Annotated in this window: 22 protein-coding genes; 14 read left to right on the forward strand and 8 right to left on the reverse strand. The window is 48.9% G+C overall.

What is annotated here, in order from left to right; all coding sequences use genetic code 11:
• Positions 1-157: 157 nt before the first annotated feature.
• The 5 genes from NO559_RS05750 to NO559_RS05770 all read left to right on the forward strand — a co-directional run bounded on the left by NO559_RS05750 (position 158) and on the right by NO559_RS05770 (position 7,522).
• Positions 158-1,558, forward strand: a complete 1,401-nt coding sequence (locus NO559_RS05750) for a M20/M25/M40 family metallo-hydrolase (RefSeq protein ID WP_258330844.1) — start codon at positions 158-160, stop codon at positions 1,556-1,558.
• A 38-nt stretch (positions 1,559-1,596) separates the two neighbouring features.
• Positions 1,597-3,606 (forward strand): S9 family peptidase, encoded by a 2,010-nt coding sequence (locus NO559_RS05755; protein ID WP_258330845.1) that lies wholly within the window; start codon positions 1,597-1,599, stop codon positions 3,604-3,606.
• 286 nt (positions 3,607-3,892) lie between these two features.
• A complete protein-coding gene (locus tag NO559_RS05760) occupies positions 3,893-6,412 on the forward strand; it encodes a choice-of-anchor D domain-containing protein (protein ID WP_258330846.1) in 2,520 nt (839 codons plus the stop codon).
• Between the two features lie 299 nt (positions 6,413-6,711).
• Positions 6,712-7,212, forward strand: a complete 501-nt coding sequence (locus tag NO559_RS05765) for an NYN domain-containing protein (RefSeq protein ID WP_258330847.1) — start codon at positions 6,712-6,714, stop codon at positions 7,210-7,212.
• Between the two features lie 34 nt (positions 7,213-7,246).
• Positions 7,247-7,522 carry a BrnA antitoxin family protein gene (locus NO559_RS05770; protein WP_258330848.1) on the forward strand — a complete coding sequence of 92 codons (276 nt, stop codon included), beginning with the start codon at positions 7,247-7,249 and terminating at the stop codon, positions 7,520-7,522.
• Positions 7,523-7,659: 137 nt separating this feature from the next.
• On the opposite strand, the gene NO559_RS05775 is transcribed toward NO559_RS05770, so the two are convergent.
• From NO559_RS05775 to NO559_RS05790, 4 genes are all read right to left on the reverse strand, one after another.
• The gene (locus NO559_RS05775) at positions 7,660-9,063 is read right to left on the reverse strand and encodes a hypothetical protein (protein WP_258330849.1); all 1,404 of its coding nucleotides are present in this window, start codon (positions 9,061-9,063) and stop codon (positions 7,660-7,662) included.
• Between the two features lie 274 nt (positions 9,064-9,337).
• Complete coding sequence (locus NO559_RS05780; RefSeq protein WP_258330850.1) at positions 9,338-9,598, reverse strand: hypothetical protein; 261 nt, start codon at positions 9,596-9,598, stop codon at positions 9,338-9,340.
• A gap of 47 nt (positions 9,599-9,645) precedes the next feature.
• A complete protein-coding gene (locus NO559_RS05785; protein ID WP_258330851.1) occupies positions 9,646-10,203 on the reverse strand; it encodes a DUF4252 domain-containing protein in 558 nt (185 codons plus the stop codon).
• A 139-nt stretch (positions 10,204-10,342) separates the two neighbouring features.
• Complete coding sequence (locus NO559_RS05790) at positions 10,343-11,938, reverse strand: ABC-F family ATPase (protein WP_258330852.1); 1,596 nt, start codon at positions 11,936-11,938, stop codon at positions 10,343-10,345.
• A 245-nt stretch (positions 11,939-12,183) separates the two neighbouring features.
• Between NO559_RS05790 and NO559_RS05795 the strand changes: the two genes are divergently transcribed.
• Both NO559_RS05795 and NO559_RS05800 read left to right on the forward strand, forming a co-directional pair.
• Positions 12,184-12,657 carry a hypothetical protein gene (locus NO559_RS05795; protein ID WP_258330853.1) on the forward strand — a complete coding sequence of 158 codons (474 nt, stop codon included), beginning with the start codon at positions 12,184-12,186 and terminating at the stop codon, positions 12,655-12,657.
• A gap of 126 nt (positions 12,658-12,783) precedes the next feature.
• Positions 12,784-13,299, forward strand: coding sequence for a peroxiredoxin (locus tag NO559_RS05800; protein WP_258330854.1), 516 nt, complete (start codon positions 12,784-12,786; stop codon positions 13,297-13,299).
• Between the two features lie 57 nt (positions 13,300-13,356).
• Here NO559_RS05800 and NO559_RS05805 read toward each other — a convergent pair whose 3' ends face one another.
• Positions 13,357-13,698: a pentapeptide repeat-containing protein gene (locus NO559_RS05805; protein ID WP_258330855.1), complete on the reverse strand. Its 342-nt coding sequence runs from the start codon at positions 13,696-13,698 to the stop codon at positions 13,357-13,359.
• A gap of 81 nt (positions 13,699-13,779) precedes the next feature.
• On the opposite strand from NO559_RS05805, the gene NO559_RS05810 reads away from it, so the two are divergent.
• The 3 genes from NO559_RS05810 to NO559_RS05820 are packed head-to-tail and all read left to right on the forward strand — an operon-like array spanning position 13,780 to position 17,720.
• Positions 13,780-13,938: a hypothetical protein gene (locus NO559_RS05810; protein ID WP_258330856.1), complete on the forward strand. Its 159-nt coding sequence runs from the start codon at positions 13,780-13,782 to the stop codon at positions 13,936-13,938.
• A gap of 14 nt (positions 13,939-13,952) precedes the next feature.
• Positions 13,953-16,154, forward strand: coding sequence for a DNA polymerase II (locus tag NO559_RS05815; protein ID WP_258330857.1), 2,202 nt, complete (start codon positions 13,953-13,955; stop codon positions 16,152-16,154).
• A gap of 39 nt (positions 16,155-16,193) precedes the next feature.
• Positions 16,194-17,720, forward strand: coding sequence for an alkaline phosphatase (locus NO559_RS05820; protein WP_258330858.1), 1,527 nt, complete (start codon positions 16,194-16,196; stop codon positions 17,718-17,720).
• A 4-nt stretch (positions 17,721-17,724) separates the two neighbouring features.
• Here NO559_RS05820 and NO559_RS05825 read toward each other — a convergent pair whose 3' ends face one another.
• A complete protein-coding gene (locus tag NO559_RS05825; RefSeq protein ID WP_258330859.1) occupies positions 17,725-17,955 on the reverse strand; it encodes a DUF2789 domain-containing protein in 231 nt (76 codons plus the stop codon).
• A gap of 170 nt (positions 17,956-18,125) precedes the next feature.
• Here NO559_RS05825 and NO559_RS05830 point away from each other — a divergent pair, with 170 nt between their 5' ends.
• The 3 genes from NO559_RS05830 (at position 18,126) to NO559_RS05840 (ending at position 20,960) form a co-directional block, all read left to right on the forward strand.
• Entirely contained in the window at positions 18,126-19,286 is a 1,161-nt protein-coding gene (locus tag NO559_RS05830) for a DUF1570 domain-containing protein (protein WP_258330860.1), read from the forward strand.
• Positions 19,287-19,318: 32 nt separating this feature from the next.
• Positions 19,319-20,305: an NAD(P)H-dependent glycerol-3-phosphate dehydrogenase gene (locus NO559_RS05835; RefSeq protein ID WP_258330861.1), complete on the forward strand. Its 987-nt coding sequence runs from the start codon at positions 19,319-19,321 to the stop codon at positions 20,303-20,305.
• 127 nt (positions 20,306-20,432) lie between these two features.
• Positions 20,433-20,960, forward strand: coding sequence for an aminoacyl-tRNA deacylase (locus NO559_RS05840; RefSeq protein WP_258330862.1), 528 nt, complete (start codon positions 20,433-20,435; stop codon positions 20,958-20,960).
• Here the strand turns inward: NO559_RS05840 and NO559_RS05845 are convergent.
• The gene (locus NO559_RS05845; protein WP_258330863.1) at positions 20,957-21,364 is read right to left on the reverse strand and encodes an MAPEG family protein; all 408 of its coding nucleotides are present in this window, start codon (positions 21,362-21,364) and stop codon (positions 20,957-20,959) included. The two genes, NO559_RS05840 and NO559_RS05845, sit on opposite strands and share 4 nt — an antisense overlap.
• A gap of 83 nt (positions 21,365-21,447) precedes the next feature.
• Complete coding sequence (locus tag NO559_RS05850; RefSeq protein ID WP_258330864.1) at positions 21,448-22,419, reverse strand: class 1 fructose-bisphosphatase; 972 nt, start codon at positions 22,417-22,419, stop codon at positions 21,448-21,450.
• A 704-nt stretch (positions 22,420-23,123) separates the two neighbouring features.
• Here NO559_RS05850 and NO559_RS05855 point away from each other — a divergent pair.
• Positions 23,124-23,609, forward strand: coding sequence for an MORN repeat-containing protein (locus NO559_RS05855; RefSeq protein WP_258330865.1), 486 nt, complete (start codon positions 23,124-23,126; stop codon positions 23,607-23,609).
• Positions 23,610-23,735: the final 126 nt, after the last annotated feature.

Below are 23,735 nucleotides of genomic sequence, written 5' to 3' on the forward strand. Positions count from 1 at the left end.
ACCCCGTCCTCTTTTTAATTTTGCTATAGCTGGTTACGGCTTATAGGCGTTTACTCGTCTACTATCTAAGGCAGCAGTATTGATAGCAATACTGCTAGGCCATATAGCCCTGCGCGATAGCAAGGCAATAGCTAGCATAAAAGGAAGAGGGCAAGCGATGAAACAGTATAAAACGCTAAGTTTTTTATTAGGTCTATTGTGTTGTTGGCCACTGGTGAGCACTGCGCAAAGCGTTGTAAGCCACAGCCAACAGCAGGCCTTAACAATATTGCGCGACAGCGTGGCCATGCGCACCGTGGCGGGCCACGGCAAGGTACCAGAATTGGCGCAGTATTTAACGCAACAATTACTGAGTGCCGGTTTTCAACAACAAGATATAACACTAATACCGGTAGCCGATACTGTCGCCTTGGTGGCGCGCTATAGAGCCAAGCCCGGCGCTAGCCAAAAACCTATATTGTTGTCAGCCCATATGGATGTGGTGGATGCCAAGCCAGAGGATTGGTTGCGCGACCCCTATACGCTTACCGAAGAGGCGGGCTATTTTTTTGGCCGCGGTGTAGCTGATAATAAATTTGCCGTGTCGGTGTTAACCGCCACTTTTATGCGTTTAAAATCCGAAGGCTACCAGCCTAGCAGAGATTTAATCTTGGCTTTTTCTGGCGATGAAGAAACCTTGATGCATACCACCCAGGCCTTGGCCGGTGAGTATCGCCATCTTATTGATGCCGAATATGCCATTGTGGCCGATGGTGGCGGTGGCCTGCTGAGTGAGCAGGGCGAGGCCGTTTCTTTCACCATAGACACCGCAGAAAAAACCTATGCCAGTTTTACTGTTACGGCAACTAACCCCGGCGGCCACAGCTCGCTGCCCAGAAAAGATAATGCCATTTATGATTTAGCCAAGGCCTTAGTGAAGTTAGATGAATTTCAGTTTCCTGTGATGGAAAGCGAACTGACCCGCGAGTTTTTTCGTCAAACCGCGCCGCTAATTGGCGGCGAAGTTGGCAAGGCCATGAACGACTTTGTGCGCGGCGTGAACAAGGCACAAGCAATAACCGTGTTGCGCAGTAAACCAGAATACATAGGCAGTTTAGGGACTACCTGTGTGGCAACCTTATTATCGGCTGGCCATGCCGAAAACGCGCTGCCGCAATCGGCCACCGCTACGGTTAATTGCCGTATTTTCCCCGGTGTTAGCGTAAACGATACCTTGCAAACCTTAAAACAAGTGGTAGCCAATGAGCATTTACAGTGGCAGGTATTGGATCAGCCTAAAGTCAGTGATGCCTCACCCTTGCGCAAAGATGTATTCGACGCCGTCGCCAGAGCCATACACCCCTACTTTCCCGATTTGCCTATTATCCCCCACATGGCTTCGGGGGCATCCGATGCCTTACATTTTCGCGCGGCAGGTATACCTTGCTATACCCTCTCTACTATTTTTCAAAAATCATCCGACGAATTTGCTCATGGCTTAAATGAACGGGTAGCCGTGCATAACTTACCCAGAGCCATGGGTATTTGGTATGCACTGCTAAAAGATATTAGCCAATAGCAATAGCGCTGCGCACTTATTAACAAGGAACTATAAATATGATGAACAAAATAATCGCTTTAAGTTTTGTGTTGCTGGCGCCCTCTCTATTGTGGGCAGAGTCCGCACCGAAAGTGGCTATGCAAGTGGCCGACCTTAATCGCATAGTGGATGTGAGTGCGCCTAGCTTTTCTCCCGATGGCAGCCAATTGGTGTATGTGACTAACAGGGTTAATGGCGACATAGACAAATACCAAAGTGATATATGGACGGTGCTCTATCAAGGCGGTAAAGCCAAACAGCTGACCCACACTGAAGAACGCAGCGAATGGTCACCGCAATACAGCCCCGATGGTAAACACATTGCTTTTTTAGCCAGCGATAAAGATGACGACAGCACTCAGCTTTTTATGATGAAAGCCAGTGGTGGCAGTGTTAAACAGTTAACGCATATAGTTGGCGGGGTAGTGGCCTTTGATTGGGCCCCCGACAGCCAGCGCTTGGTGTTGTCGGCCTGGGCCAATGAGCCACAACCTAATAAAGCAGGCACCGCGCCGCCTATAGTGATAGATAGATTTCAATTTATGTTAGATGAAGTGGGCTATTTAACGACGCAACGCAGCCACTTATTTATTGTTAATGTTAAAAACAAAAAACTAAGCACGCTACTGGCTGGCAATCAGGATTACTGGATGCCGGTGTGGTCGCCAGATGGCCAGTGGATAGCCTATGTCACTAAAGACCCAAATAAAACAAATTTAGATGCCGACCGCCATGCCGATAGCGATGTATTTATTGTGCAGGCTAACGCTACGAATGGCAGTGTTGTGCCGCAGCGTATCAGCCAAGCTACAGCCACCGATGTGGACCCCTATTGGGCCTCACCACCGCAATGGTCGCCCGATAGCCAGCAATTGGTTTGGCTAACCAGCAACGAAAGTAAATGGTTTTTCTATGCCCCCAGTCAGCTGAGTGTGGCCAATATCAATACTAAAAAAGTTCGCCAGTTGGCGCGCATAGATAGGTTTTTTTACCTGCCCAAGTGGTCGCCCGATGGCCAGTCTATTTATGCCTTAATTGAGCAAGACCGATACACCAGCCTGGCTAAAATAGATGCCAGCAGCGGCAGTATTGATTACTTAAATAAAGCTGAGCACTTCACTATGGATTACGATATTGCCAGCCAAGGCCATATCGCGCTGTTAAACAGCAACCCGCAGCGGCCCTTTGAAATCATGGCATTGGATAAAGCCATGCGGCCATTAAGCCATCACAATGCTTGGCTGCAAGAGCGGCAATTAGCAAGCACCCAAGCCTTTAGTTTTAACAACCAAGGCCATGAGATAGGCGGCCTATTAATGCTGCCTTTGAATTATCAAGCCGGGCAGCCGGTGCCTACTATTTTTCGTATACACGGCGGCCCAGTTTATCAATTTAGCCATGAGTTTATGAGTGATTGGCAAATCTACGCCGCTAAAGGTTACGCGGTAGTGGGCATCAACCCGCGCGGCTCTTCAGGCAAGGGTTTTGATTTTTCCAAAGCCATTTATGCCGACTGGGGCAATGTCGATGCCAGTGATATATTGGCGGGCAGTGATTATTTAATACAGCAAGGCATAGTCGATAAAAACCGTATGGGCATAGGCGGTTGGAGCTACGGTAGTATGCTAAGTAATTATGTTATTGCCAGCGATACCCGATTTAAAGCGGCAGTGAGTGGTGCTGGCACCGCCAATATTTTTGGCACCTACGGCCACGATCAATACAGCAGAGAGTATGAATACGAACTGGGCACCCCCTGGCATAATAGTGAAAATTATCAGCGGGTGAGCTTTCCATTTTTACAGGCGGATAAAATCACCACGCCTACCTTATACCAATGCGCCGAAAAAGATTTTAACGTGCCTTGTTTAGGTGCAGAGCAAATGTACCAGGCCTTAAAATCTTTAAACATCGCCACCCAGTTGGTGATTTATCCCGGTCAGTATCACAGCCTGACTGTGCCCAGTTATCTGATTGACAGAATGCAGCGCAATCTCGCTTGGTACGATAAATACCTGCGGCATTAATCATCTTTTAAGTACTGACTATTAAACAGGCCTTAGCGATAAGGCCTGTTTTTTTATAGGGCTTTCTGGCCCTACTCACAACAGTAAACTGGTTCTATGCGTCAGTTTCGCCCTTGCTAGTATTTACTGGCCCTGAGTTTGTTATTGGCTGTGGCTATCACAAATTCAGGTTAGGGGGATAAGTACCAGCAGCAAGCAGAATATTTTTAGCCCCCTCTATGTTTAGCCCGCGCAGGACGGCAAGGCTGTAATGCACAGCAATATCAATCACAGATTGGGGATAATAATGAATACAACACTCTTTAATTCCTGTTTGTTACTGGCATCGTGCACCATTTTGCCGGTATCCGCAGATATACATGAAGACTTTGAAGACGGCGACTTTAACGGTTGGCAAACCACCGGCACGGTGGCCATTAACAGCACTAAGGCGATAGGTAATTACTCTATGCGCTTAAAAGGTGGTGCCAGCGCCGAGCGCAGCTTTGCCGCCGATGGTGATGTTAGCGTAGCACTGGCCGCCACCAGTTTAGAAACCGGTGATTACTGCGATGTTTATGTTTCTGAGGACGGTCAAAACTGGGGCAGCTCATTAATCAATTTAAATAAAAACCAAGACAATGGAGTTTTTACCAGCGCCACCACAACGACCTCAGGCGGAACAACCTATATACGCTATGTGCAAACCGGCTCTGCCGCAGATTACTGCTACGCCGACGGCATTAGCATAGTCGGCGCAGGGGTGCCGGCACCCAGTGTAGCCGTTAATGGCAGCGGCGCCTTTGGCACTGTGCTGGTGGGTAACAGTGCCAGTACGGTGATTACCGTGGCCAACAATGGCAATGCAGACCTAAATGTCACCTCCATTACTGGCGCGGTTAACCCCTTTAGTTTGGCCAATGATAATTGCTCAAATAGCACCGTGGCTGCGGGCAGTGACTGCAGTGTTGAGCTGGTGTTTGCTCCCACAGCGGCTGGCAGTTATAGCGCCACTCTCAGCATAGCCAATAACGATGCCGAGCAAACCTTGGCGCTTAGCGGTACCGGCAGCAATGAGCCACCGCCCCCTAGCGGTAACTTAGCGGTGTTTAGCGGCGATGGTAATGTGGCGCGCAGCCAGCTAAGCCTCAACCAGTTGCAAGGCAGCAGCTTGGCGATGATGGATTTTTCACACTACAGCCATGGTGTGCCAGAAATCAATTCTGAAAACTCTAGCGCCAAACAACCCAGTAATACGTTTCAGGGTCGATTAGTTTTAAACGTAGGCAATAGCACCTTAATGAATTTCAACGAAACCACTTCCGGCCGGGCCCAAGCGGGTAATTATAATAACCCCGCCATGTTACCCGCCTTTGATTTTGAATTTGTGCAGGTAGGCTCACATATTATTCCCAAAAATCGCGGCCTAGTGGTAAGCGGCAATATAGGCGCGCCAGATTATGCGGATTGGAATTATATTTTAGAGCCGGGTCGTGTGTGGGACGAAAACAACGACGCCGGTTATAGCCGTGTTGCCATCCCTTTTGCCTTGCAAGAAAATCAGGCCAACTGCACCCACAACGGCATACTGAGTTTTGCCTTTAAAGATGACGGCAGCATCACCAATGTGGCCGTGCAAGTTGGCGGCGAAACCTGCTTGTATTTTCAATACGATATGTGGAAGTTAGTGCCGGCGCAATATATACCCGCTGCGGTATCTGGGGCGGCTAATCTCATCGCGGATTATGAAAGCGAAGTACTTAATCGCCTGCCCTTAAAACCCATAGCGGAATTGGCCAATGATTACCCCAGTGCCAATATCAACGTGGCCAATATCGGCAGCGAGCAATCATCAGCACCGACTACCCATGGTGTGTTATACAACGGTGTGCATTATGCGGCGCCCTGTAGCACGCGCCATGGTGATTACCCATACTGCTCGGTAATGAGCCTGCCCTCATACTCTACCGCAAAAACAGCGGTGGCTAATTTTGCCTTTGCTTTATTAGTTGAGCAAAATAGCGCGGCTAAAAATATGATGGTGGCTAGTCATGTTAGCGAATGCCAAGACAGCATCAATGGCACGGCATCTATATGGAGCGACGTAACAGTAGAGAACGCCTTGGACATGGCCACCGGTAATTATCGCCTAGCATCATACGAAGGGGATGAAGGCAGTACCGCTACTGTTAATGAATTTTTCTTAACCTTTACCCACGACGAAAAAATTCAGCATGCCTGTGAGCGCTACATACGCAAGGCCACACCTAATACCCACTTTTCTTATCATTCATCCGATACATATATAGCTGGTGTCGCTATGGATAATTATTACAGTGGTGATTTATTTACCAAGCTGGTTGATGAAGTCTATAAGCCATTAACACTCAGTCCTGTTACCTACACCACCGTGCGCACAGAAGATGCCAGCGCCGACCCTTATTGGAGCCACGGTATGACCTGGCACGCCGATGATATGGTGAAGCTGGGGCAGCTAATCAATGATCGTGGTGTGATCAATGGCCAGCAAGTGCTCAATGGCGCGATTATGGATGACATGCTGCTTAAAGGTGGCGACTTAGGCTTAGAAACCTACGGCTCAGAGTCGCGTTACCTCAACGGTGTGTGGACCTACGACATGGGCCAGCGCAGCAATGCCCTATGCCCAGCGGGCTCTTGGGTGAGCTATATGTCGGGCTATGGTGGCATAGGCATAGTAATGTTCCCCAATAATGCGGTGTACTACTATGTAAGCGACAGCGGCAGCTTCGCCTTTGGTGGCGCCGAGGCCGAGCTACATAAAATTAGTAATATCTGCGGTAGCTAGCCTAGCCAACCTAGCTGACAAGCAAGAGACTGTTACACTAACCCGCTCTGTAGCTACAGGGCGGGTTTTTTTATGGGTGTATGAACAGCTCCCAGAATAATCCTAACTTAGTCATACAGGCAAAAGCCTACAACTGTCCGAAATAATTCTGACTTGGTCATACCGGGCCACGACCCGGTATCCACGCAGAGCTAAACTTTTATGCCGCCCTAGGCTAGCGCACGTGTTATCGTGTTGTGCAGGCGCGGGTTAATTGGCCTGTATAAATACTACACCTGTTATAAAAGTTATTAATTGCTATGAGTGATACCCCCAAAAAAATCAGTATCTTTGTGGATGTGCAAAACATCTACTACACCTGCCGGCAGGCTTACCAAGCCAGCTTTGATTACAATCAATTTTGGGCTGAAGTCACCGAAGGCAAAGAGCTAGTCAGCGCCATAGCCTACGCCACCGACAATGGCGACGAAAAACAACGCCAGTTTCAAAATATCCTGCGCGCCATAGGCTTTACCGTAAAACTCAAGCCGGTATTAAAACGTTTGGATGGTACTACTAAGGCCGATTGGGATGTGGGCATAGCCCTAGATGTATTCGAGGCCGCCGCTGACTGCGATACCGTAGTGCTGGCCTCCGGCGATGGCGATTTTGATATATTGCTGCACCGCATAAAAAAGCGTTTTAATACCGACAGTATTGTTTATGGTGTGGCCAAGCTAACCTCAGATTTTTTGATTAAAGAGGCTAGCGAGTTTGTGGCTATAGATGAGAGGTTGTTGTTGAAGAAGGGTGGTCGATAATTTCAGTTCGTAAGCGCGCAGAAAGGGGTGGGTTATGAGTAAACTCAAAGTTACACCTAAGTTTAAAACTGAAGCCGAAGAGAAGGCATTTTGGGAAGAGCATGACTCCACTGATTATGTGGATTGGAAACAGGCACAATCAGTTTTAATGCCCAATTTAAAACCTTCCACTAAAACAATTTCACTCAGGCTGCCGGAAGGCTTATTGGATAGTATTAAAATCGAAGCCAATAAGCTTGATGTGCCTTATCAGTCGCTGATCAAAATCTGGCTCGCCGATGATGTTAAGCAGAGTAGTAATGCTGGATGAGTTGCTGATTAGACTACAGAAAATATATAGCTAAAAGTTTCATATTTAGAACTTGAGGCTAGCCCATTTATTCTATTTTAGTAAAAAGTCTGATGGCTGACCCTCCAGTCCGCTCAGCCTGTGTACTCAGTTCCTGGTTATTCAACTGAGGCATAAAGTTTTCCATTCGAAAGCCATGCATACATTAAGTTTCCATATTCATTTATATCAACTGCAAAAAGACTCGGGGGAGATACATCGTTAAAGATTTGTTCTGTCGATGTCCATCCTTCAGTATATATTAATCTGTTTAACCATATGTCGATATTTCCTTGAGCCCAAAATAGAAGAAACGAGTTGCCAAATGACAATAGCTCTACTTTTCTGATTAACTCAGGATTTGTCTCAAAGGTTTCTTCTGACCACTCTTTGCTTACATTTCTGTACAAACTATAAATATTATTTTTAAAAGTAAATGCTACGGCAGTATTTCCCATAGTGTCACTTTTAATATTTACATTATCAAAGCGATAATATACGCCGTCCGAGTCTTCACGCGGTATAGACTTAATTTCTGTTGTAACCCAATCACGATTATTTTTCACCAGCCTACTTTCAAATAATGTAAGCTCTTCATGCAAGATAGAATAATCTTGCCAAATCACCACCGTGTCGCCAAGGGAGTCATGGGTAATTTTAGGGCCGCTAAACTGGCTCGGGTTTCCTCTGCCAAGTGCTATTGGTTCCATCCATGAGTCAGATTCTACATCGTATTGATTTACTAGGACTTGCGCTGGACTGTCTACTCTGCTCCAAACAGCAAATGCATCACCTTCAGGGGTTATAGACAGCTGTACATTCAGGTCTCCTGTTCCGTCACTAGATTCAATCTTCTGAGCCGTACCCCAACCAATTCCTTTTACATAACGATTAGACCAAACACTAGAGTCTCCAGCGCTGGCGCTCTCAAATCCATCAAAGCGTATCCAAGCAGCTATAGCGTTGCCATTCCCATCCATGCCTATAACTGAGCCGCTAGAGCTTCCGTCTCCATCAAGCTCAATTGGGACGGCCATTTCCCAGCCATCAGCGACACTGTATTGGGCAGCCCAAATGACATGATCGTCTTCTACCCATACAGCAATGGCATTACCATCAGAGTCCATTGCTATCTGAGGGGCGTATAAAAAATTATCTGAGCTTTGCAGCAGTTTTGGTTCACTCCATATTCCTGATGATTTATGGAATCTTGAAGTATAAATATCATGTTCATCTCTACTCCATACAACAATAGCATTCCCTTCTGAGTCGACAGCACAAACAGGAATGATGGAGTAAGAGTTTTCCATTAGGATTGCTGGATTAGTTGAAAGAGTGATTTCTGAATTATCACTATCGGTTGAGTTGCCATTGTCGCCACCGCCACCGCCACCGCCACCGCCACCGCCACCGCCACCGCCACCGCCACCGCAGCTTGTGATAAGCATGGCTAAAGCTGAGAACATAAAGGAAAGACGAAAAATAGTTTTTGTGGGTAGATAGTCCCGAAAAAATAGAAGCAAAACGGCAGATCCTTCTGTTTTATTGTATTGATTGAGGAGGTAAGAATAACAGAGGATAGCTAAACTTCAAAAGACAGATAGCTTGCTACGAGATGATTTCTGCAATAAATATCTACTTCAGCTTCAGGCTAAATTGATAGACGGTTTTATTGGGGGGCTGTCAGCCTGCTCTGCTGGGTATTCTGGGTCACTATTGCGTAAGCTGGCACCTAATTTTATGGCCGCTTACTATTTTAAATATTCCGTTTAGCCACTACAGATACATTTCAAAAAGCTAAAATAAAGGATTCTCACCCTTCAATGCTTCCTTAGCTTTTTCCATATCCACTGCATCTTTAGCCTGAGTTTTGTCTACCGCTTCATAGGCTTTTTTATAATCCACACCGTCGGTGCTTACTGCGCCTTTGAGCTTGTCTTTGTCTACTGACTCATTGGCTTTTTCTTTGTCTACCGATTCGGCCAATTTGCCGTAGTCTACGGCAAAGCTTAGGCTGCTGCTGAATAGTAAAGCTAGGGCTAGGCTAAGTGTTTTCATGGTTCTGTCCTTTGATAAGTAAATTGGCTGTGATCACAGTCTACCTTTTATTGCCCGTAGGGCAAGCTAAGATATTGCTCGACATTGTTGAGGTTAATATTCAGCGATTGAATTACCCGGCTAACATTGGCGGGGTCTATTTCGCCAACAATGTTTACAAAATAGGCTTCGCCACCGGGTATGTGGCTGCTAATGGCCATCACCACTAAGCCTGCGATTTTATTATTCTCACTGCGGGTGAATATGCGCACTTTATCTTTGTTTTCATTAATACTCACCACGTTTTGCCATTGCTGTTTTTGCACGCTGTCGCTGACTTGCTTAAGCAAGTCGTTGGCGTTGTCGTAGTTATTGTTAAGGCTGTAAACGCGGGCGTTAACTTGCTCTAGCTTATTAAGCAGTATTGCCAGCTCGGCATCTTGCTGTTGGGCTAGCATGCTGGCCATGCCGATTAAGGCTTTGTTTAAGTTTACTTCAAGCTTGGCATTGCCGTAGTGTTGGCTGAGTTGGGTAAAATCCATATAGCCCGCCGTGGCGTTTTGCGACAGGGCAGGGTTGGCGAGCAGCAAGCTGCAAAGAACTAAATAATATAAGCGTGAAAACATGGTACAGGCCTTATGCGGATGAATAGCAAGCGCGGCAGCTATTTAAGTCAATAGTTGAGGTGTCACCTCAACTAACTGACCGCGCAGCTGTTGCTATATAAGCATACTCAATAGGCCTGTGAATACTCTTATTTACGGGCTAGCTATTGCTTTCTTGCTTGGCTAAGTACTCTTCGTAAGTGCCTTGGAAATCAATCAGCTGCTGATCTTTAATTTCTACCACGCGGGTGGCCAGCGATGAAACAAACTCCCTGTCGTGGCTGACAAATATCAAGGTGCCCTCGTAGTGTTCCAGCGCCAGGTTAAGCGCTTCTATGGATTCCATATCCAAGTGGTTAGTGGGTTCGTCCATGATTAATACATTGGTGTTTTGCATCATCAGTTTGCCAAATAGCAGGCGGTTTTTTTCACCCCCCGAGCATACCCGTACCTGTTTTTTGGAGTCGTCAGCAGAAAACAATAAACGCCCTAAAGTGGCGCGCACAATTTGGTCGTCGTGGCTTTCGTTGCGCCACTGGCCCATCCAGTCAAACAGGTTGAGGTCGCTGTCAAAATCATCGCCGCTGTCTTGCGGGCAGTAACCTAGGGTGGCGTTTTCTGCCCATTTGATATTGCCGCCGTTGGCTTTAATCTCATTCATCAAGCAGCGCAAAAAGGTAGTTTTACCCGCGCCGTTTTCACCTATTACCGCCATGCGGGTACCGGCTTCGATAATCATAGAGCCATCTTTAAACAGGGTTTCGCCGTCAAAGCCATGGCTGAGGTTCTCTAATATTAAAGCTTGGCGGTGTAGCTTTTTCTCTTGGGTGAAGCGTATATAAGGGCTAACCCGGCTAGAGGGCTTAATGTCCTCTAGTTTGATTTTATCAATTTGCTTGGCCCGCGAGGTGGCCTGCTTAGCCTTAGAGGCGTTGGCCGAAAAGCGGCTAACAAATTGCTGCAGCTCGGCAATTTGCGATTTCTTTTTTGCGTTTTCGGATTGCAGGCGTTCGCGCGCTTGCGTCGATGCGGTCATAAAGTCATCGTAGTTACCGGGGTATAGGCGCAGCTCACCGTAATCTATATCGGCCATGTGGGTACAAACCGAGTTTAAAAAGTGTCTGTCGTGCGAGATGATAATCATGGTGCTTTTACGTTCGTTGAGCACCCCTTCCAGCCAGCGTATGGAGTTAATGTCCAAGTTGTTGGTGGGTTCGTCCAGTAACAAAATATCCGGGTCAGAAAATAGCGCCTGGGCCAGCAATACCCGCAGCTTCCAACCGGGGGCCACTTCACTCATGGGGCCGTAGTGCAGCTCTTGGGCGATACCTGCGCCCATGAGTAATTCACCGGCGCGGCTCTCGGCGCTATAGCCATCCATTTCGGCAAATTGCACTTCCAGCTCGGCCACCTGCATGCCTTCTTCTTCACTCATTTCAGGCAGGCTGTAAAGGCGATCGCGCTCGCGCTTTACTTCCCATAATTGAGTGTGGCCCATAATTACCGTGTCTATCACGCTGTATTCTTCAAAGGCAAACTGATCCTGGTTGAGTTTACCTACCCGCTCATTGGGGCTAATGGCCACATTGCCAGAGGTGGGGGCCAGGCTGCCATCCAAAATTTTCATAAAGGTGGACTTGCCGCAGCCATTGGCGCCTATTAGGCCATAGCGATTACCTTCGCCAAATTTAACCGAGATATTTTCAAATAAAGGCTTGGGGCCAAACTGCATGGTGATATTAGCGGTGGTAATCAAGGGTAAAATCCTAGGGTGTGTATGAGTGACTATAAAGGGGCATTATAAAGGGTGCGTACTATAGGGATTTGTAGGCCTGAGGTCGAGCCGGGCTGGCCATTTTTTATCCAGTCAGCTCTGAAATTCTCTATGTTTGTGCTTTATAGGCCCAGCTATGCTTGGCCATAGTTTAGGAATAGTATGAGTGCAAGCGCTGGTCTATAGCTTATCAGCAGGGTGTAATAAGGATGTACTAAGGGAGCGGAATGCAATTTATGAAAGGGTTTTACCGTACTGTATTGGCGAGTTTATTGGTGTTTAGCTTGGCCACTTATAACCATGCCGAGCAGGATGCACCAAAATCGCAAGAGCCTGCAGGCTTGATAGAACAGTTGCTGGAGTATTTTGGCCTAGCTGACGAGGCCGATAAGCCTGCTACAGCTGCCGATCCCAAGCCGCTTAGCCAGCCCGCGGTAGACAATCTAACCGAGCAGGCTGCCGAGCTACTGCCCATTCAACCCTTGGATTTGAGGTTGCCCGAGGGCAGCAGCGCTGATGACTCGGCCTTGGACGAGGCCAAACCCACTTTGCCCAATTTATTTGCTAAGCCTGCCCAGCCCAAGAGCGAAGCGGGGCGCATATCAGTATCGGGCAAGCCTTTACTCAAATTTGGCGAGGCCTATACCGATGCGCCCAAGGTAGAGGGTGCTGACATCTCAGTAGAGATGAAGATAGATTAGCTATAGCTATTGACTATAGCTCTTGGCTATCACATCAATTTAGATAATTCATTTTATCTATGGTTGGTCAGCGACTATGCTTACTCTCGTTATCAAGGTTTCACTCACAGTTAAAGAGGAAAGAAAATGAGCCGTAGAGTCCCTGATGTTGTTTTTAAAACCCGCGTACGCGACGAGAGCATACAACACGAAAACCCCTTCCGCTGGGAAGACAAAACCACTGCCGATATTTTTGCCGGCAAAAGCGTGGTAATAGTGGCCCTGCCCGGTGCGTTTACCCCAACCTGTTCCAGCACCCACCTGCCTGGCTACGAGGCCAAGTACGATGAGCTTAAGGCCAAAGGTGTGGATGAGGTGTACTGCCTTAGCGTTAACGATGCCTTTAGCATGTTCCAGTGGTCTAAAAACCTGGGCATAGAAAAGGTCAAAATGTTGCCCGACGGCAACGGTGACTTCACTCGCCTAATGGGTATGTTGGTGAAAAAGCAAAACCTGGGTTTTGGTGATCGCTCATGGCGCTACTCTATGCACGTAGTGGATGGCGAAATTAAGAGCCTGTTTGTAGAGCCCGGTATGATGGATAACTGCCCCGAAGATCCTTTCGAGGTCAGTGACGTAGATACTATGCTTAAGAGCCTCTAGGTTTTAGTCGCTAGCGAGCATAGAGAGTACAGGCAGCTGCGGCGCTAGGCGATGATGTTAATCGCTATAGCGCACGCGGGTGCCGCGTTCCACGCTCATGGTAATCTCAGCGGCGCTGAGTTGCTTGGGGAAATAACAGCCAGAAATTTTTGCTTCACAAAAGCTGGCCCCTTCTAAATTGGTATTGCGAAAATCCACCCCTCTTAAATCGGCACCTCGAAAGTAGGCATCGCCAAAATCCAAACCTTCACACTCCATCTTGCGCAGATCTAAGCCGCGATAATCACCACTGACTAACTTGCTGTTGTCCAAGCTGTTTTTCTTGCTATTAAATTCGCTGATTTTTTCACGGCGCAGTAATTGGTATAGCGGATCATCGGAAATAGTGGGTGTGGTCATTGCTTAATCCTAAGCTTATAAGTTTTATTGGTGCTTACAGTATAGAATAGATTTATCACTATGCAGTAAGAGTTAACCAGCGTGCAGCAGCAACAAATACAGGGCTTTATACTCAGCCGCCATTGGCGCGATACCCGCCAGGGCATAGAGCTGAGTTTTTGGCTGGCTACCGCACAGGGGCCTAAGCATATTAGCTTTAGCGGCCAAGAGGCGGTGTTTTTTTACCGGCCCAGCAAGTAGAGTCCGCCAGCGCTTTGCTCAAACCTTGGCCTAATTGCTATAGCAAGCCGGGGCAGTTGCGCAATTTTGAGTTGCAGCCAGTGGTGGCTGTTTATTTTCAGCAGCAGCGCGATATGCGTGCCGCCAGCGATTTGCTGCTCGCCAATGGTTACAGCCCCCTGGAATGCGATATTAAACCCAGTGATCGTTTTTTAATGGAGCGCTTTATACGCGGCGGCATGGCCGTGCGCGGTCAGCCGCAGGGCAATCGTTTTATTAACCCCAGCGTTAAGGCCTGCGACTATCGGCCCCAGCTAAAATGCCTATCCATAGATATAGAAACCGCCATGCAGGGGCTGAGCCTATACTCTATTTCGGCCTATGCCATGCAGGGCGATAGCTGCCTTAGTGAAACCTTTATGGTCAGCAGCGAGCCGGTTAATGAGCACGTTCGCCACTTCCCCAACGAGCTATTATTACTAAAAGCCTTTTTAGCCTGGCTGCAAGACTACGACCCCGACGTTATTATCGGTTGGAATGTAGTCAACTTTGACTGCTGGTTTTTAGCCCAGCTCTGCGAGCAATACCGCATACCCTTCACCCTGGGGCGCAAGGGCTTGGGCAGCGAAGGCGAGGTACCCCATTGGCGTTTATTGGATGAAGAGGGTGGCCGCCGAGCCTGCTCAGTCGCCGGGCGGGTAATCATAGACGGCATAGAGTTATTAAAAGCCGCCACCTACCGCTTTGAAAGTTTTGCCCTCAATGCCGTAGCCAAAAAGGTATTAGGCGATGCCAAACTTATTCAAGGCCAGCATCGCGGCGACAGTATTACTGAATTATTTTTACACGATAAAGCGGCGCTGGCCTTATACAACGTACACGACTGCAAATTAGTGTGGGATATTTTTACCCGCCTCAATCTTATAGCGTTTGCCATAGCACGTACTTGCTCTACGGGTCTGCCACTGGATCGCATAGGCGGCTCGGTGGCTTCCTTTGATTTTCGCTACCTGCCTTTATTACATAGGCAAGGTTTTGTGGCCCCCAATGGCCATCTCAGTGATGAGGTAGAGGCCAGCCCCGGTGGTTTTGTGATGGACTCACAGCCCGGGCTATACCAACATGTACTGGTGTTGGATTTTAAAAGCCTATACCCCTCTATTATTCGCAGCTTTAAAATTGATCCCATGGGCATGGCCATAGGCCTGCACAGTGAGTTGGATCAAAGCCAATTAGTGCCCGGCTTTAAAGGTGCATGGTTTAGTAAAAGCCCCAGCATCTTGCCCGACTTAATTGAAGAGCTGTGGCAGTGGCGCGACCAAGCCAAGGCCAATAATGACCTGCCGCTGTCGCAGGCGATTAAAATTATTATGAGCTCTTTTTATGGCGTATTGGGCTCAGGCGGCTGCCGTTTTTTTGATCCGCGCCTAGCTACCTCGATTACCAAACGCGGCCATCAAATTATTCAGCAAACCGCCGAGTATATAGAGCGGCAACTGCTGCAAGGCCAGCGTGCCAAGGTAATCTACGGCGATACTGATTCCGTGTTTGTATGGTTACAGCAGGCGCAAAGCAATGAGCAAGCCCAGGCCATAGGTGCAGAGCTGGCGCAGCAACTTAACCGCTGGTGGCAGCAGCGCCTGCAAAAAGAATACGGTGTTAGCAGCGCTTTAGAGATAGAATTTGAAACTCATTTTCAAAAATTTTTAATGCCCACTATGCGCGGCTCCGAGCAGGGCAGCAAAAAACGCTATGCCGGGGTGATAGAGCGCGACGGTGTTAAAAAAGTTATTTTTAAAGGCCTGGAAAACGTACGCACCGATTGGACACCACTGGCCAGGCAGTTTCAAGAAACCGTGTTCAGCCAGGTGTTTTTTGAGCAGCCCTATCAGCAAACCTTGTTGAATACCGTAGCGCAACTGCAGGCAGGCGAGTTAGATGCACAACTGGTTTATCGCAAACGCCTGCGCCGCAAGCTCAAAGATTACCAGCGCAATATTCCACCCCATGTGCAAGCCGCGCAAAAAGCCGCCGCCCAAGGTGATGATATTAGGCGCGGTGATTGGATAGAATACCTTATCACCCTCAACGGTGCCGAGCCGGTTAACTACCAGCAGTCGCGCATAGATTATCAGCACTATATTGATAAACAGTTAGCGCCCGCCGTAGATAGTATTTTGCATTGCGTCAATGATAGCTTTGCCAATGTAACCAGCCAACAACTCAGCATTTTTTAACAGCAGGTTAATTGCCATTAACCGCTAAGGACGCCAACCATGTTAAAACTTATTGCCGCCAGTGCCGCCGCACTATGCCTTAATGCCACGGCTGCCCAAACAGCTAGCCCTTGGTATCAACAAGGGCAAGCCGCGTTACAACAGGCCATGCAGCAACAGCCAAACACCGGCCAAGCTAAAAATATTATTTTATTTGTGGGTGATGGCATGGGGGTGTCTACAGTAACCGCGGCTCGCATTTATCAGGGCCAGCAGCAGGGCTTGGCGGGTGAAGAGCATCGCTTGTTTTTTGAAACCCTGCCTTATACCGCGCTATCAAAAACCTATAACAGTAATCAACAAACGGCCGATTCTGCGGGCACCATGTCGGCAATGATGACGGGGGTAAAAACCAAAGCCGGTTTTATTGCTGTCAGTGAACAACCCCGGCGGGGCGATTGCGCCGCCAGTTTAAAACATCAACAAGCGACGTTTTTAGAACAGGCCGAGCAAGCTGGCATGGCTACCGGCGTGGTTAGCAGTGCCCGAATTACCCATGCCACCCCCGCAGCCACCTACGCCCACAGCCCCGAGCGCGATTGGGAAAGCGATAGCGATATGCCCGCGCAAGCCAAGCAACAAGGTTGCCTGGATATAGCGGCGCAATTGCTGACCTTTCAACAGGGCGATGGCATAGAGGTGGTACTGGGTGGTGGCCGCCGTAATTTTTTACCGGCCGGGGCTAACGGTGTGCGCGCCGATGGCCGCAACCTTATCCAAGAGTGGCAGGCAAAATATCCGCAGGGTTTGTATGTGAGCAATCAGCAACAACTGCAGGCCGTAGATGCCAGCGATGGGCAGCCGCTACTGGGTTTGTTTAGCGCCTCTCATTTGCCCTATGCCTTAAACCGCACAGCCGACAGCACAGAGCCGCGCCTAATTGATATGACTAGCAAGGCCATAGACTTATTATCACAACACCAGCAGGGTTATTTTTTAATGGTAGAGGGCGGCCGCATAGACCACGGCCATCACGGTAACAGTGCCAAAAAAGCCCTAACCGAAACTCTGGAGTTTGCCGCCGCCATAGAACAGGCCTATCGCATGACCAACCCTGCGGAAACCTTAATCATTGTTACCGCCGATCACAGTCATGTGTTCACCATGGCGGGCTACCCCACCAGAGGTAACCCCATTTTAGGCAAGGTAATTGTTAACGATGATTGGGGTAATCCCATGGCCGAACCTGACTTGGCCTTAGACGGTAAACCTTATACCACCTTAGCCTATGCCAATGGCGAAGTAGCGATGAGCCCTGCAACTGAGCAGCAGCCCGCGAAGATTTTACCCAGGCAAGATTTAAGCGCAGTGGACACCGCGGCTGATGATTATAAACAGCAGGCCTTAGTGCCTTTATATTATGGTGAAAGCCACGGCGGCGAAGACGTGGCCATTTATGCCAGCGGCCCTTGGGCGCATTTGTTTAGGGGGGTGCAAGAGCAGCATTATATTTATCATGTGATGCGCCATGCGGCACAACTCAACGCCAGAAATAAACAGCCCAGCGACTCTCTATCTAGCGACTGAAAAACTAATGCCGCAACTGCGCATCCAGCTGATCAACCACCTCGGCCCAGTCAGCATCTTCGGCTATGGCTTCGTGGATAAACTGGGCCTGGCCCGAAGACCAAAACGCGGCTTGCTCCAAGGGTATATGTGGCGGTAAACGATTATTGCTACAAAAGGCTTCTATAGCGGCTTCGCTATTGGCTAGGCCCAATTGTGAAAATAAATCTTCTAGGCTGTGGCGGGATGTATCCATGGTCGCACTCCAAATAGACTAAGCTCAAATCTGCTACTAAACATTGTTGTATAAACTTAGCTGTATAAACATAGCCGTACAGCTCACTTCCTTCAAGGCGACGCTGTGCAGCTAGCGCTAAAATGTTAAGGTGGTGTACACCTGAGAGTTGTAATAGGGTCATTATCATTATGTTCAAGTCACTGCTGCGCATTGTCATAGTATTAGCTGTTATCACCTTGATAAGCTGGCCTTTTTTATCTGCCGAGCGCAAAAAATTATTAATCAGCATGGCTAGTGGCCAAGTCAACTGGCAGCAGCTGCAATTGGTTAATCCCTTTACCCAAAAAACCATGACGCCGGTGGGCTCGCTGGTTGGGCGCATCAACCAGCAAATTGGCAGTACGGAACTGGGCAAAGAGTTATTGGCCAACTGGCACGGGCCACAACAGTATCGCTGCGAACCTATAGCTACCCGCGATATACGCGACACCACCCAGAAAAAAATGTACCGCTGGCAAGATGACAAAGGGCGCTGGCACTTTGGTGACGACCCGCGTTTAGTCAGCCCACAGGCGGAAGAAGTTGGCAGCCGCTACCAATCCAAGTATCAATTTTTTACCTTAAATTTATTGGGCGACGATAAACAGCTACCCGCGTTTAGCCGCGATAGAATCAGCGCTGAAAGCAGGCAAATTTTTACCGTGCTCAGCGACGCGCTAGCGGTGGACTACCTGCGGCAGGTGGATTTAAACCTGCGCCTGCTGGCCAGCCAGGAGGACTTTCAAGCCCTGCGCGATCAAACCGCCCCCAACCTGCAAACCAACACCGGCTTTTACAGTACCAGCAATAACGAGGCCGTAATATGGCAGGCCCCCGATAGAGAATTTATGTACGGGGTAATACGCCACGAGGCCAGCCATGTGATTATGGCGGGCCTATACGGCTACCCGCCGGTGTGGGTTAACGAGGGCATGGCCGAATATTTCGAACTGCTAAGCCTGCAGGGCAATGCCAAAACCATTAGTCCCAATAACAACTGGCTTAATTACTTACGCCAGCAGGGCGCTATGCCCTTGGCCGATTATTTAGCGCTAGCACCCAACGAATGGTATGCGGGCACGCAAGAGCAAATGTACGCCATGGCGTGGAGCCTGGTGTATTTTTTTATGGCCGAGCCCCAGCGCAAACAATTTTTTGCGACTATGTTAGCCAGCATGGCCGCCAATAAATGCCAGCAGTTTGCCAGTATCGATTATATGCAGGGCCATTACCCCCAAGGGGTGGCCGGTTTACAGCAGGACTGGCAGCAGTGGTTACAGCGCGGCAGCCCGGCACCGCATTATTATTAACGCCGTTTGGCAATAGCCGTTTTAGGATAGTTATGAATGTTGTCATCGTAGGTTTAGGTAATTTGGGTTCGGCGGTAGCTACCGTATTGGCCCGCAATGGTCACCAAGTAATGGCTTGGGAGTTTAACCAGGCGGTGGTGGATGAGCTTAACCAGCAGCATAGCAATAGCGCCTATTTGCCCGCTGTGGCCATGCCCAAGACCATAGCCGCCACCAGCGATAGCCAGCAGCTGCCTTTGGCTGGGGCTGATGCCCTCATTATCACCTTGCCCTCGCGTTTTATCGAGCAAACCTTGGCGGGCCTAACCCTGCCCGCGGGCCTGCCTATAGTCAATATGTCTAAGGGCATGAACCCCGAGAATGGCGAAACGGTATGCCAAACCTTGCAGCGTTTATTCCCCAATAATACCTTGGCGCAATTATCGGGGCCGTCTATAGCCAATGAATTTGTGGCCGGGGTGATTACCGCTTTTGTGGCTGCCAGCAGCTGCCACAGCCTGCAGCAAAGCTTGGCGCAGCTGTTTAACAACGACAGTCTCAGCGTGCAGTTTTCCACCGATATCGTCGGCGTAGAGCTGGGTGGGATTTTTAAAAATTGCTACGCATTGGGCCTAGGTATTGTTGGCCAGCACGCCGTGGCGGGCTTAAATTTTAGCGGTGCTTTTTTAACTTTGGCCCTGCAAGAGATGCGCAGCTTGGCAGTGGCTATGGGGGCGCAAGCTAGCACCTTTGATGGGCTGGCCTGCATTGGTGATTTAATTGCCACCGCCCTTAGCGATAACAGCCACAACCGTAAAATGGGCCAGTTATTGGCGCAGGGCCTAAGCCTGGCACAAATAGAACAGCAGCTGGGGGTGTTGGCCGAAGGCTATAAAACCTTAGCCACCATGTTGCCGCTAGCGCAGCAGCATGGGGTAACGCTGCCCTTGGCCCAGTTGATCAATGAGTTGATAGAGGGTCGTTTAAGCCTAGATAATTTTTGTAAGGGTTTCAATGCCTTACTGAAATCGCCTTGCTAAGTGAATATGCAGCCAGCTTTCATATAAGCAATCGATTCAAGAAAGCCCTGTGTTCTATGCGGATTTTAGGTTAGATTTTAAGGCCATAACTTGCATGCAACAGTGATAGTAATCAGGGAGCGTAGCAGTGCCGAGTAAATTATTATTGGATTATTTACAGCGAACGGGGGCGCAGTATCAACAGGTTCAGCACCCAGTAACCTTTACTTCCGCCCAATTAGCCGAGTATGCCCGCCATAACGGCAGCAGCTTAGCGAAGGTAACCATGGTGAAGCTAGATGGAGAGCTAGCCATGGTGGTGTTACCCGCCAGCCATACCGTGCATTGCGATTTACTAGCCAGTGCCTTAATGGTTGATAAGGTTGAGGTGGCCCAAGAGCATGAGTTTGGCCACCGTTTCCCTCGCTGTGAGTTAGGGGCCATCCCCCCTTTTGGCCACTTGTTTGGCGTTACCGCCTATATGATGCCCATCTTTGATGAGTATGCTTCCATAGCGTTTAATGCGGGCTCGCATACCGAGATGATAATTATGCCGTTTCGCGAGTATGAGCGCGTAGCCCACGTAGAAACCGTCCCCAGAGGCGTGGTCCCACCCAGCTGGTCCAAAGTGTGTGAGTTGGGCAATGTGCCGCGGCGCATACTGCGCAGCCACTAGGCCGCTTTTAGCACATAAAAAACAATAATCGCCAAGGCCGATGCGGCCATCATCACCCAAGTGAACAGGGTGCCCAGCAGGCGGGGGGCGCTGGTGTTGGCGCTTTGGCTAAGGCCTGCGGCATGCAGGGCGCGGCCTATAAACAATAGCGAGCCCATAAGGTGAGTGAGCAGCGTTTGCTGCCAAGTGTTTTCTAAAACGATTAACAAAAGCAGGGCCAAAGGCACATACTCGGCGGCATTGGCGTGGGTGCGTATAGCCAGCTGCAGGGCGGGGTGTTTGCCGTCGCCTATGCCGACTTTAAATTTAACTCGCAAAACCACCACCCGTATGGCTAGGCTCAACACTAGCAGGGCGGTTAAGGCTATATATAAGCTGGAATCAGCAAAGCTAATGGTGGGCATAATCCTTTTTCCTTATTGTTGTTATTGCCGGTCAGCTTAGGCTTTAGGGTAGCTGCCTAAGCTGGCCGGTATACGGCAAAAATTTAGGGGGCTAGGTGATAGCCTAAGCAAGCGTCCACCTCGTTGGCGGCACCTAAAATTACCGGTACGCGCTGATGTATATGGCTGGGTTGTATATCCAAAATGGGGCCTTGGTCGGTATAGGCTTTACCACCGGCTTGCTCTATTAACATGCCCATGGGGTTGGCCTCATACATTAGTCGCAGCTTGCCGGGCTTTTCGGGCTCGCGCTGGTCCCAGGGGTAGGTGAATAAACCGCCGCGGCACAGTATACGGTGTACGTCGGCGACCATGGCTGCTACCCAGCGCATATTAAAGTTTTTACCGCGCGGGCCATCTTGGCCGGCCAGCAAGTCACCAATATAGCGCTGCATAGGCTCTGCCCAGTGGCGCTGGTTAGACATATTAATAGCAAACTCTTTGGTATCGGCGGCTATGCTGACCTGCTCCTGGGTGAGCATAAACTCACCTATGCGCTGGTCTAGCGTATACATCTTTACACCGTTGCCAGTAGTAAGCACTAACATCACCGAGGGGCCATACAGTACGTAGCCTGCAGCTACTTGATTGCGGCCGGGTTGTAAAAAGTCCTGGCTGCTAATGTCGCCACCGGCGGTGGTTTCATAAATAGAGAAAATGGTGCCTACCATGCTGTTGATGTCTATATTGGAGGAGCCATCTAAAGGGTCAAAAGACACTAAGTAGTTACCCAGCTTGCTGCACTCGACTATGTCTTCCTCTTCCTCTGAAGCCAGTGCTCGCACTACGCCGCTGTCTTGTAAGTAGTCTTTTAAAATGTCATTGGCGATCACATCCAGCTTCTTTTGGGTCTCGCCTTGTACGTTTTCCTCACCCGCTGAGCCCAGCACCCCGGCCATAGCCCCTTGCTGCAGGCGCGAGGCTATATCTTTGCAGGCTACGGCTAGGCAGTTAAGAAGAATACTGAGGTCGGTGGAGCTGTGATCTAGGTGTAGCTGGCTGCTTAAGCTGCGCATGTTGGTTTCCTTAACAATAGCTGCGAGTGGCTATGGGGCTTGCGTATGCAGCTTATGGGTTTTAAGCCGCGAGTTGCGGCGCATTATGCCAAGTCGCTGTGTTGCTGTCAGCTGATAAAGGCCGCGAGTCCATCTTATCTATGCGTATTTGTGACCAGTGGAATAGGTTTTTGCACCTAGAAGGCGATTTATTTTGGCTGATTTTTAGACTGTTTAGCTATGCATTTTAGTTGCTAATCGCCTATAGGCATTAAAAACAGGTGTCATAACTTTGAAAAACTTAATAAAAGTGTTAGGCCTAATGTCTAAGTTATTGAAAATTAAGTATTTACTCTTGCTTTGGCGGTGCCGGTTTGAGGCTGGGGCAGTGCTTTTTATAGGCTAAAGCTTACTTTCTAGGCGGCGGCTATAGCTCAGCATTTTGTAGCCATGTTTGCGGCAGTCAAAAAAACGTTGCTTTTTGGGTGGCTGGCTTTGATCTGCTGCTGGCTGCCGGTATTTCGTCGCCGCTGTGGGGCAAAAAAGGGCTTAACTCAGTGGTGTCAAAATTATTTTTGTTTCAATTGTCGATTTGGTTTTATTTTTGACGTTTTCAGTGGTGCCAGTTGCCATAGTGGCTGTGATGGCCTTCACAGCGGGCTCTTGAACTCGCTGCCAGCAGGGTCTAACTTGAAAGCCGTGAGAATCATTTCGAGGATGGAAAGATGAAAAAAATAATATTTACGATGTGCTTAATGGCGTCGTTTGCTCACGGTTCGGATGACCTTGTGGATTACTGCAAAGTGGATTTTGCAGAGAATGGTAGCGTTAAGGGAACGTATCGGGGGCAGTGTTTAAATGATCAGCCGCATGGTGTAGGCGCGGTGAATTATTACAACGGCGATAAATTAGAAGGCAAGTTCAATAAAGGTAAGCTTGTAGGTGAAGCCACCTTAACCTCCGCCACCGGCGATGTGTATAAGGGCCTGATTATTGATGGCAAACGCCAGGGTGAAGGCACTTACCAATGGGCCAGAGGCAGTAGTTATGTGGGTGAGTGGTCTGACGATATGCGTCACGGCCAAGGGGTATTCACTTGGAACAATGGCACCCGCTTTGAAGGTGAGTTTCGCGATAATAAGCGCTATACCGGTAAGTTGTATTCCAATAACGGTCGCATTATCAAATGCCGCAGAGGGGTATGCCGGTAACAGTGTTAACAAGGGTTAGTGTTGCAGTAAATGAGTTGATGTCTCCCTGAGTTCCTCCCCCGTTGTTTGTGCTGGGGGAGGTTTTTTGTTGGTCTAAAACCGCCGCTTATGGCGGTTTTTTTATGC

Origin of the sequence: Dasania sp. GY-MA-18, from assembly GCF_024734385.1 — a bacterium.
GTDB classification, from domain to species: domain Bacteria; phylum Pseudomonadota; class Gammaproteobacteria; order Pseudomonadales; family Dasaniaceae; genus Dasania; species Dasania phycosphaerae.

Coding starts and splice junctions, on each gene's coding strand:
- NO559_RS05785 (WP_258330851.1), bottom strand. CDS start 10,203: ATGTTTTCACGCTTATATTATTTAGTTCTTTGCAGCTTGCTGCTCGCC.
- NO559_RS05845 (WP_258330863.1), bottom strand. CDS start 21,364: ATGCCCACCATTAGCTTTGCTGATTCCAGCTTATATATAGCCTTAACC.
- NO559_RS05770 (WP_258330848.1), top strand. CDS start 7,247: ATGAGTAAACTCAAAGTTACACCTAAGTTTAAAACTGAAGCCGAAGAG.
- NO559_RS05830 (WP_258330860.1), top strand. CDS start 18,126: ATGTTCAAGTCACTGCTGCGCATTGTCATAGTATTAGCTGTTATCACC.
- NO559_RS05835 (WP_258330861.1), top strand. CDS start 19,319: ATGAATGTTGTCATCGTAGGTTTAGGTAATTTGGGTTCGGCGGTAGCT.
- NO559_RS05820 (WP_258330858.1), top strand. CDS start 16,194: ATGTTAAAACTTATTGCCGCCAGTGCCGCCGCACTATGCCTTAATGCC.
- NO559_RS05795 (WP_258330853.1), top strand. CDS start 12,184: ATGCAATTTATGAAAGGGTTTTACCGTACTGTATTGGCGAGTTTATTG.
- NO559_RS05855 (WP_258330865.1), top strand. CDS start 23,124: ATGAAAAAAATAATATTTACGATGTGCTTAATGGCGTCGTTTGCTCAC.
- NO559_RS05765 (WP_258330847.1), top strand. CDS start 6,712: ATGAGTGATACCCCCAAAAAAATCAGTATCTTTGTGGATGTGCAAAAC.
- NO559_RS05750 (WP_258330844.1), top strand. CDS start 158: ATGAAACAGTATAAAACGCTAAGTTTTTTATTAGGTCTATTGTGTTGT.
- NO559_RS05755 (WP_258330845.1), top strand. CDS start 1,597: ATGATGAACAAAATAATCGCTTTAAGTTTTGTGTTGCTGGCGCCCTCT.
- NO559_RS05805 (WP_258330855.1), bottom strand. CDS start 13,698: ATGACCACACCCACTATTTCCGATGATCCGCTATACCAATTACTGCGC.
- NO559_RS05825 (WP_258330859.1), bottom strand. CDS start 17,955: ATGGATACATCCCGCCACAGCCTAGAAGATTTATTTTCACAATTGGGC.
- NO559_RS05800 (WP_258330854.1), top strand. CDS start 12,784: ATGAGCCGTAGAGTCCCTGATGTTGTTTTTAAAACCCGCGTACGCGAC.
- NO559_RS05850 (WP_258330864.1), bottom strand. CDS start 22,419: ATGCGCAGCTTAAGCAGCCAGCTACACCTAGATCACAGCTCCACCGAC.
- NO559_RS05780 (WP_258330850.1), bottom strand. CDS start 9,598: ATGAAAACACTTAGCCTAGCCCTAGCTTTACTATTCAGCAGCAGCCTA.
- NO559_RS05760 (WP_258330846.1), top strand. CDS start 3,893: ATGAATACAACACTCTTTAATTCCTGTTTGTTACTGGCATCGTGCACC.